Raw genomic sequence first — 10,539 nt, forward strand, 5'->3', positions numbered from 1 at the left:
AAGAAATAATATCACTAAATTAATAGAAGAAATACACCTTCAAGCCCAACTTAAAAGCGCTGAAACTACTTCTTAACTAAGAAACTAAATCCAGTGATAAGAAATTTGATATAGAGTATCAATTCAACAACAACGAAAAGAAATAATATTTTAACCAATAGCAAATCGGAAATCGCTAATAATTATATCAAAGATGTTGGCAATTACTAAATTCTTATATATAATGCCTAATTAAATATGGCGAAACGAGATTATTACGAAATCCTTGGTGTATCCAAAAACGCAACAACAGACGAGATTAAACAGGCATATCGTCGACTGGCAAAACAATATCATCCGGATATGAATCCGACTAATAAGAAAGAAGCCGAAGAGAAGTTTAAGGAATTATCCGAAGCCTATGAAGTGCTGGTTGACAGCGAAAAAAGAAGATTGTATGACCAATATGGTCATGAAGGTGTTTCTCAACGCTTCAGTCCGGGTGGTTTCCAGTGGCGCGATTTCAGTCATGCTGAAGACCTGAAAGATATTTTTGGTGACATCTTTGACTTTGGCGAAATCTTTCGTGGTTTTGGTGAAGGTAGTATCTTTGACTTGTTCACGCGTAGCCGAACCGCAAGACCTCAAGCCGCTCGCGGCCGAGATATTCATATCCGTTTGCGCTTAACCTTAGAAGAGATTGCTCAAGGCACAACCAAAGAATTAACATTCTCCCGATTTGAGAAATGTGAAATTTGCAATGGTAAGGGTGGCACAGGCACAGTCACTTGTTCGCATTGTCAAGGCCGCGGACAGACCCGACATATTTCCCGTAGTGTTTTCGGTCAATTTATCCAAGTATCTACTTGTAGTGAATGTGGAGGCAGTGGTCAACAGATTAAAAATCTCTGTTCTAAGTGCACAGGTGAAGGCAGAATCCGTGTGCAGAAGACATTAAAAGTCGCTATTCCGCCTGGCGTTAGCAACGGTAACTTTATTCCTTTACATGGTGAAGGTCATTATGGTCCAGGTGGTCGCGGCGATGTTATCATTGAAATTGAGGAAAAAGAACATCCTTTATTTATCCGAAATAACGACGATATTGTCATAGAAGTGCCGGTAACATTTACAACTGCCATCTTGGGTGGAGAAGTTGAAGTGCCAACTCTGGACGGAAAAAAGAGAATTAAAATTAATCCTGGAACTCAACACGGTGAATTAATCAGAATTAAAGGTGCCGGCATAAAACGATTAAATGGTGGCCGAGGCGATGAAATCGTCCGAATTGCCGTGTATATTCCAAAACACCTAAGTGGTCGCGAAAAAGAATTACTCAAAGAATTAGAGCGTATCCGTACAGAAAATCCGCCTACACCCAGAAAACCAGAAATTAGATAAAAGAGAAATTATGCCTGAAAGAAAATTCGACGAAATCATCTACTTTCGAAAAAAAGAAAATCTGCCTGCAAAGAATTATTATTTTTCTCTTGACCTTGGTGTCTTTGTGAACATTTCTTCAGTATTCAATAACCCGGACTTAAGATAAATTACTATGGAACTGTATTACACGGATAAGAATAATATATTCTCAAATAAATTATACATCTATGGTCAAGAAGCCCATCATATTAGTCGAGTGATGCGACATAAACCTGGTGATATGATTTATGTTACTGATGGCGAAGGCAACGAGTATCAATGCACGATTGATAAAATCAATAACCAAATTGAAGCCAACATTGTAAATATTAACCGTAAGGCACGCGAGCCGAAAATTAAAGTGACCTTAGCCCAAAGTATCATCAAAGGATTCCGAATGGACATTATTATTGAAAAGGCGACCGAATTAGGTGTTACTGAAATCATTCCGGTAATTACGGAACGAACCATTGCTCAAGTCTCAGAGAAAAAAAACGAGCGGTTTAAGAACATTGCTTTTGCTGCTATCAAATCTTCGACTCGGACATTTCTGCCAGAAATATCTTCACCAATACTATTTTCCCAATTGGTTAATAAGATTTACGATTATGATTTAACCCTGATGGCTTGGGAAGAAGAAAAACATAATCGCCTCCCGGACATTATCAGAGATAAGAATTTAAGGAAAGTTCTCCTCATAATCGGTCCTGAAGGTGGCTTTAGTGATACCGAAGTTCAGAAGGCATTAAATTATGGTGTTAAGTGTTTCACTTTAGGACCAAGAAGATTACGGGCAGAAACCGCAGCAATTTCAGCACTATCTTTATTAATGTATGAACTAAAGGAAATGTAAATGTTTAATATTAATTTAATAGCAATTTGGCTGATCGGGATAAACTATCAACTATTAACGATAAGCCATATGCTAAATAAGGAGGTGTTAAAGTATAATGCCTGAAATTATTGTTCGTGAAGGCGAGTCTTATGAAAATTTTATTCGCCGCTTTCGTCGGGCTTGTGAACAGGCCGGCATTCATAAAGAGATTAAGCGCCGAGAGTTCTATGAAAAACCCAGCGAGCGTCGAAAACGGAAACTTGCTGAAGCCAAACGTAAAGCCTGGCGTCGAGCCCAAACCGAAATGAGCGGCCGAATGTAATTTTATTTTGCAAGAACGATGTAATTATACATCTGTTTAGGGTAATGGCAAGGTAAATTTACATATAAATAGTTGTAATATTTTTGATTTCTATGGACAATAGAACCTTAGCCTTATTAGAGTTTGACCGCATCCAAAACCTATTAGCCGAAAGAACTCAAACTTCAATGGGCCGAGAATTAGCCCTAAAGATTCAACCTCAGTTTGACTACGCAACCATTGAAACTGAATTCAATTTTATTGATGAACTCTTAAAACTCAATCATGAGCCGGTTCTATCAGATATCGTCGATTTACGGCATTACTTTACAATCAACGCGCCCACGATTTTTTCTCCAGATACTCTCAAAACGATGCAAAAGACTTTTGAGCAGATTCGGAAGGTTAAGGATTTCTTTCTAAGTCATCGAGACCGTATACCAGGTTTCTATCACTTAATTAATGCACTGCCAACTTTTGAATCTTTGGAAAATCTAATCGACCAAAATATTGATGAATTTAATGAAATCAAATCTGATGCTTCCCCTAATTTGAGACGCATTCGCAAAGAAATAATGCAGAAACGCACTTATATTATTACTCAACTGGAAAAACTGATGGCGACACATGCGGATTTACTGCAAGAACATAATTTGGTTCTGCGTCAGAATCGTTATTGCCTGGCCGTAAAGATTGAAATGCGCGACAAACTACCTGGCATTGTGCATGAATTTTCATTCTCAGGCAAAACTGCCTTTGTCGAACCTTTATCATTAGTTGAAGTTCAAAATGATTTTGCTCGACTCACAGATGAAGAGAAGGAAGAGATTCAACGCATCTTAACTCATATCTCCAATGAGTTATATCGAGCCCGGGAAGATATTTTAACTGCACATTCAGTAATTGCTGAAGTTGATGTCAAACTGGCTAAAAAGCGATTTGCCCAAGATTTTCGCGGTACTCGTCCAGAATATGCCAAAGATGGATGTATAAAAATTATCAATGGCCGACACCCTCTACTTATGTTAACCAAACCTCTTTCAGCAATTGTCCCATTAAATTTCTATTTTCCTAAAGACACCAATGTAATATTAATTTCCGGACCTAATGCCGGTGGCAAAACCGTGGTGCTGAAAACAGTTGGTTTATTTGTGTTAATGTTTTCTGCCGGACTATTTTTGCCGGCCGACGAAGGCACAAAGATACCATTTTTTAACAAAGTATTTGCTGATATTGGTGACGAACAATCGCTCGATGCTAACTTGTCCTCTTTTTCTGCTCATCTCTTAAGAATAAAAGAAATTCTTGCGCAAATCGACCATACCAGTTTGGTTCTAATAGATGAAATTGGCGCTTCGACTTCGCCCGAAGAAGGTTCGGCGCTGGCAATTGCGATTTTGGAAAAAATGAGAGATGCTGGTGCATATTGTCTTGCGACCAGTCACTTAAATCCGCTTAAAGCCTATGTGCAAGAGGCTTTCAAAATGAAAAATGCGGCAATGGAATTTACCGACCGCCCGACTTATCGACTTATTATGGGTTTACCCGGAGTCTCTAATGCCTTAGAAATCTCTCAAGAATTAGGATTTCCGGAATCGCTAATCGCACGCGCCAAAATGTTTTTAGACCAAGATTCATTGGCGCTTTCTCAAAGACTAAAAGATTTAGCGATAGAAACAGAAAAATTAAAGACATTAAATGAACAGTTAACTAAAGAGAAAGAAGAATTGGCTAATCAACGGGCACTTTACGAATCTCTCATAAATAAATTCAAGTCCTACGAAAAAGAAGAAAAGAAAAAATTGGCATCAGAATATAAAAGACTCCTCATCGAACAACGAAGAACCATTGAAAATCTTGTCCGGGCAATCAAAGAATCAAATGCGGAAAAACAGACAATTGTTAGAGCCAAAAATTATATTGAAGAACAATTAGCGCATCTCACTTTGCATAACGAAGAACAAGATAATGTCAATAATGTTAAAACGACTGTTGCGCAATTTAAGGTTGGTGACCAAGTATTATCTCAAACCTTTCAAAAAATCGGCACGATTGTTGCTACTAATGAAAAAAAGTCTAAAGTTGCCTTTGGCCACATCCAAATCGAATTACCTAATACCGATTTAGCACTACAAACTCGGACTGAAGCCAATATTGAATTTTCTTCTCAGCAAGTTTCAGTGCAATCGAGTCCAGAATTTTTTGAACCAAAGTTAAATACTGTCTTAAACATCCGCGGTATGACAAAAGAAGAAGCAATGGATACGCTATCAAAGTTCTTAGAAGATGCATATCAAAATCATATTCCGGTTATCTCAATTATTCATGGTAAGGGTAAAGGTATCTTAAAAGAAATGGTCTGGGAAACCCTAAGCAAAGATATGCGAGTCGAAAAGATTCGTTTTGGTGAAATTTACGAAGGCGGAATGGGATTAACTAAAGTTTTCCTTAAATACAAAAATGAATAACTTGAAAAATATTCCCTCAGAAGATAACCTGTTATGATACTAATTAATTGGATTTTTTCGTAAGTTTTATGATTAAAAAAGAGATTATTGACCAAATTCGAGAACAATCGGATATTGTTCAGATAATTTCTGAACATATTCCACTAAAAAAAGTCGGGCGCTATTATCGGGCATTATGTCCTTTTCATAGCGAGAAATCACCCTCATTTTATGTTAGTCCAGAACGACAAATCTACCATTGTTTTGGTTGTGGTGCTGGTGGTTCAGTGTTTACTTTTCTTATGGCATATGAAAAGATTACTTTTCCTGAAGCAATTAAGAAATTAGCCGATAGACTGGGTATTTCTATTCAGACTGAGACCACGCCTTATCGTTTTCAACCTTTGCTTGACGCCTGTGAATTCGCAACCAATTTCTTTTCTACCGAACTCATGAAATCTTCCCAAGCCGTTGAGTATCTTAAAAAACGGAAAATTAACCCTGAAACCACTGCTCGCTTTCGTTTGGGATATGCGCCCAGTGGTAATTTATTATTCGGCGCTGCCAAAAAGCACGGCATTTCAGAAGAAATCTTGGTTAGAGCCGGCCTAATCGTTAAAAAAGAAACTGGCTATTACGACTGGTTTTTTGACCGGCTGATATTTCCTATCTTCTCCTTATCCGGAAAAATAATCGGTTTCGGTGCTCGTGTTCTCGATGATACCAAAGAACCTAAATATCTCAATTCGCCAGAAACAGAAATTTTCAGAAAGAACGAAAATTTATATGGTCTATTTCAAGCCAAAAATTATTTATACGATAATACGCCAATCTTAGTTGAAGGCAATTTTGACTTATTATCATTAGTTAACAACGGCATTAACAATGTTGTTGCGCCCTTAGGCACAGCCTTTACTCAAGAGCAAGCATTACTTTTGCGCCGGTTTAATAATCATCTCATCATTGCCTTTGATGCTGACGAAGCCGGTAAAAATGCAACCCAGCGCGTTTTAGAAACTTGTTTTAAGGTAAATTTAGAACCTCGAATCATAAGATTACCGGACAATTTTGACCCAGACAAATACATTAATGTTTACGGCAAAGATAATTTTAATAATCTTATGAAAAATGCTCTTGATTTTATCGATTTTTTAACTATAATAAAAAACTATAATTCAGTATTTACCAAACAAACCCTGTTAAAAGAACTTCTGGATTATATTGCATTGATGGAAGGGAATATTGCACAAGAACTTTATTTAAATAAAATTTCTGAGGTCTTTAAGGTTACTAAAGAAACTCTCGTAAATGAAATGAGAAAGAAAATGTCTAAGCGGTCAACGCCAACTTCAAGTAAAGCAATAAAGCCATCAGCAGTAAATTTAATTGAAGAGCAAGTATTATCTTTGATGGTTAATATTTCTGATTATGCATTGATGGCAAAACAGGAATTACCGGCAAGTGCGTTCAGTTCAACGGAAAATCAAACCATTGCCCAAATTATCTATGATACGGTTGAAACCCAAGATTATTCAGTCGCCCGCATCATTGATAGTTTGGAAGATGAACACCTGAAAAAGAAAGTGGCTGATTTAAGTTTTCAGTCTATACCTTACCCCAGTAAAGAAGAATTTGAACAGAAATTGATTAAACTTAAAGCCTCTTGGGTATATCAGAATATGCTACTGGCCAAAAAACAAGGCGATGATTCCTTGGTCGAAAAACTATCATTAGAACATTATGAACTGAAACGCAGGCTTACTCAAACCAAAAAATAGTATTGTGAGAGTAAATCGGCTAAATGTTTGTCTAAAAATTTAAGGAGTAAAAAGTATGAAAAAAAGTCTAATTGATAAAATCCTTAAGAACGTGCCTAAAGATAATACGCTGACATATGACGAATTAGATAAATTGTTACCAGAAGATTTACAATCAGCAGAGGATATCGAAGAGATTGTCTCTGCACTCCACAAAAAAGGTATCCGGGTTTTGCGAAGTCGCGAAATCACACCAACTCAAACGCGAAAAGCACCAAAACCAACAATTTTCCGAGTCGAAGACCCAACCAAATCATATTTTCGCGAATTAAGCAAGTTTTCCTTACTCACACGAGAAGAAGAAATTCAATATTCTAAGGCAATGGAAGCCGGATATAAAGAAATTACAAAATATATTTTTGAACCCGTGCCCTTGGCTGAAAAATTAGTTGAGGAGTGTTTTTCGGTTGAAGAAGATACGCGTCCTTTAGACCAAATTGCCCGAGTTGAATTTGAATGTCTCTTGAATAAAAAGGCATACTATCGGGACCGACAAAAATTTATCCGGCGTGTGCGAGCAATCAGTCGCGAATTAGAAGTATTAAAAAATCTGTTGAATCGGCGTTCTACTCCAGCGATAAAACGCCGGATCAGCCGGATAAAAACTCGCATTTTCTCTAAAATCCAAAGCCTTTCGTTGCAACACCATTTAATTAATAAATTCATTCAAGAATTTAAAGTAATGGCACAAGAAGCAATCCGTATTCACAATCGGCTGGAATCATTAGCCAAACGCAAAAAGTCGGCTAAAGATGAAATCAAGACTTTACGAAAACAACTACGCGAATTGCGCAAATATTTTGACAAAGACCCTAAAGAATTAGCCGAAATTTTAGCAAAGATTGACCAAGAAGAAACTAAAATCATCCAAGCCCGCGACCGAATGATTGAAGGTAACATCCGATTAGTCATTTCCATTGCCAAAAGATATATCAATCGGGGCTTAGAATTTGCTGATTTACTGGAAGAAGGTAATGTTGGATTAATTAAAGCCATTGAAAAATTCAACTATCGTAAAGGATTCAAATTCTCTACATATGCAACTTGGTGGATTAAACAAGCGATTACCCGAGCGATAGCAGACCAATCACGGACTGTCCGAGTTCCGGCTCATATTCTTGATGCCATTAATAAAATCTCGAAAGTGCAAAGAAAATTCGTCCAAACTTATGGTCGCGAACCGACGGTTGCAGAAATTGCCCAACGCCTGTCAACTCGAAAAGATAAAATCGAAGCACTGGCAAAGATTTCTCAATTTGGAATTTCTTTAGATAAACCAATCGATGATGAGGCAACCAGTTTTATTGGTGATTTTATCCATGATGAAAAAAGCATTTCCCCTTCGCATGCTGCGGGTATTGAACTCTTACGGGAAAAACTCAATGAAGTGCTCAGCGTGCTCTCTAAACGTGAAGAAAAAGTATTACGGCTACGCTTTGGCTTAGGCGATGGTTCACCTCGAACCTTAGAAGAAGTAGGCCAAATCTTTAATATTACTCGAGAGCGCGTTCGCCAGATTGAAGCCAAAGCCTTGAAAAAACTCCAACATCCAGTGCGCCTCCGTAGATTTGCTCAACTCCGAGAACTACTTCAATAAACTGCCGTCATTAAATAACAGTTTCATCTAAACATACCTAATTCTGTTATGAAAGAAATTATTGGCATTATTTCTGATACCCATGACAATCTTTCTAATGTCCTTACTGCAGCTAAAATCTTTAACCAATTTCAGACCTCATTAGTTATCCATTGCGGCGACTATGTCGCACCGTTCACCCTTGCTGCATTTAAGGAATTAAAATGTCCCCTAATCGGTGTTTTGGGAAATTGCGATGGCGAACAAGAAGGACTTATGAAACAAGCACAACAACTAAAATTTGAAATATACCCTTCACCCCATAAAATTGAACTCAATCATCGACAAATTCTTATTAGTCATAAACCAGTTGAATGGGATAAATATTTAGAGAAACAGACGAATCAGTTATCAAATCGACCAATAATCGACATTTTCATTTATGGTCACACCCACAAACCAGAAATTAAACGCAGTCCGATTTTAATTATTAATCCTGGCGAAGCATCTGGCTGGTTATTTCAAAAACCATCGATAGCAATCTTAAATTTAGCCACAGATGAAGTTGAAATCATACCGATAAATTAAGTTCATTTCCTACCTAAAAAACTTATTAAACATCTAAATTCTTTCCATAAATTTATCTAAAATTATTGACATTAAATCAAATAAAAGTTATTATCTTGATTAATTTTATGAATACGATAAAAATTGATTTGGACAAAATCAGTTCCAGCATCAAAATTAATTTTCGATTAATCTTCCGAGCATTCCAATATCGCAACTACCGATTATATTTTGCGGGTCAGGGAATCTCTTTAATCGGAAGTTGGATGCAAAGCATTGCCTTAAGTTGGCTGGTCTACCGTCTAACCAATTCGGCATTTTTACTCGGATTAGTTCGCTTCAGTGGTGAAATACCGATATTTATTTTCACCCCTTTGGCTGGTGTCATCATCGACCGGTGGGAACGGAGAAAAATTCTGATTATCACGCAAATCTTAGCATTATTGCAAGCCTTAGTCCTATCAATTTTAGTGCTAACTCATTCCATTACCATTTGGCAGATTATTATATTGAGTATCATAATGGGAATAATCAACTCATTTGATATGCCGGGCAGACAATCATTCGTCATTGAGATGGTCGATAAAAAAGAAGATTTAGGTAACGCTATTGCCTTAAACTCATCGATGTTCAATTTAGCGCGCTTAATTGGACCGTCATTGGCGGGCATATTAATTGCAACTGTTGGTGAAGGTATCTGTTTTCTTGTCAATAGTATCAGTTACCTTTCCGCAATCTTGGCATTAATTGCAATGAAACTTAATCGCAAAGCAACCATCAACCAAGGCAAAAATGTTTTTATAGAATTACGCCAAGGCGCAAAATATGTGTTGGGTTTTACGCCAATTCGTTATATTTTGACTCTTATCATTACAGTCAGTTTATTGGGAACACCTTATGTAGTTTTACTGCCAATATTTGCCAAAACAATTCTCAAAGGCGGACCGCAGACACTTGGTTTCTTAATGGCTGGTGCTGGTATTGGTGCTTTAATTGGCGCATTATATCTTGCCTCGCAAAAGACGGTTGTCGGCCTGGGCAAAATCATTCCGATTGCCACAACAATCTTTGGAATTGGTTTACTCGTTATGTCCCGTTCTCATATCTTTCAATTATCATTAGTAATGATGTTATTTATTGGTTTCGGAATGATGGTTCAGATGGCATCAAGTAATACCTTTTTACAAACCATTGTTGACGACGATAAGCGCGGTAGAGTAATGAGTTTTTACACCTTAGCCTTTATGGGCACAATGCCTTTAGGCAGTTTATTGGCTGGATTTTTAGCAAGTAAAATCGGTGCCCAAAACACGGTATTAATTGGAGGTTTGGTTTCAATAGTCTCGGCAATAATCTTTGCTCAAAAATTACCTTATTTAAGAACAATTATCCGCCCAATCTATCAAAAAATGGGCATCTTACCCGAAGTTACAACCGGCATCCAAACCGCAACTAATCTCCAAACTCCGCCTGAAGATTAAACTGTCCTTCTTCTAAACCTTTAATTGCCAGTCCAGAAAAGGCATTAGTTGATACTCTATTTTTTATGAGTCTGGGTCGGCTTTCAATAGATTTTGATGAACTTCATTTATCAGGCA

The 10,539-nt window shown here is 37.3% G+C and carries 9 protein-coding genes; all 9 read left to right on the plus strand.

Going from position 1 to position 10,539, the window contains the following annotated elements; all coding sequences use genetic code 11:
- The first annotated feature begins 237 nt into the window (after positions 1-237).
- Complete coding sequence (dnaJ, locus tag N2201_00865) at positions 238-1,377, plus strand: molecular chaperone DnaJ (protein ID MCX7784770.1); 1,140 nt, start codon at positions 238-240, stop codon at positions 1,375-1,377.
- Positions 1,378-1,387: 10 nt separating this feature from the next.
- Positions 1,388-1,525, plus strand: coding sequence for a hypothetical protein (locus N2201_00870; GenBank protein ID MCX7784771.1), 138 nt, complete (start codon positions 1,388-1,390; stop codon positions 1,523-1,525).
- 6 nt (positions 1,526-1,531) lie between these two features.
- Positions 1,532-2,251, plus strand: coding sequence for a 16S rRNA (uracil(1498)-N(3))-methyltransferase (locus N2201_00875; GenBank protein ID MCX7784772.1), 720 nt, complete (start codon positions 1,532-1,534; stop codon positions 2,249-2,251).
- 97 nt (positions 2,252-2,348) lie between these two features.
- Entirely contained in the window at positions 2,349-2,555 is a 207-nt protein-coding gene (rpsU, locus tag N2201_00880; protein ID MCX7784773.1) for a 30S ribosomal protein S21, read from the plus strand.
- A gap of 92 nt (positions 2,556-2,647) precedes the next feature.
- A complete protein-coding gene (locus N2201_00885; protein MCX7784774.1) occupies positions 2,648-5,002 on the plus strand; it encodes an endonuclease MutS2 in 2,355 nt (784 codons plus the stop codon).
- Between the two features lie 68 nt (positions 5,003-5,070).
- Positions 5,071-6,759 (plus strand): DNA primase, encoded by a 1,689-nt coding sequence (dnaG, locus tag N2201_00890; protein ID MCX7784775.1) that lies wholly within the window; start codon positions 5,071-5,073, stop codon positions 6,757-6,759.
- Between the two features lie 55 nt (positions 6,760-6,814).
- Positions 6,815-8,395: a sigma-70 family RNA polymerase sigma factor gene (locus N2201_00895; protein ID MCX7784776.1), complete on the plus strand. Its 1,581-nt coding sequence runs from the start codon at positions 6,815-6,817 to the stop codon at positions 8,393-8,395.
- Positions 8,396-8,443: 48 nt separating this feature from the next.
- Positions 8,444-8,962 carry a metallophosphoesterase gene (locus tag N2201_00900; GenBank protein MCX7784777.1) on the plus strand — a complete coding sequence of 173 codons (519 nt, stop codon included), beginning with the start codon at positions 8,444-8,446 and terminating at the stop codon, positions 8,960-8,962.
- Positions 8,963-9,069: 107 nt separating this feature from the next.
- On the plus strand, positions 9,070-10,422 hold the full coding sequence (locus N2201_00905) for an MFS transporter (GenBank protein ID MCX7784778.1): 1,353 nt from the start codon (positions 9,070-9,072) through the stop codon (positions 10,420-10,422).
- The last annotated feature ends 117 nt before the right edge of the window (positions 10,423-10,539 follow it).

Source organism: candidate division WOR-3 bacterium (assembly GCA_026418155.1).
Taxonomy (GTDB): Bacteria; Hydrothermota; Tepidihabitantia; order Tepidihabitantales; family CAIPLT01; genus JAOABV01.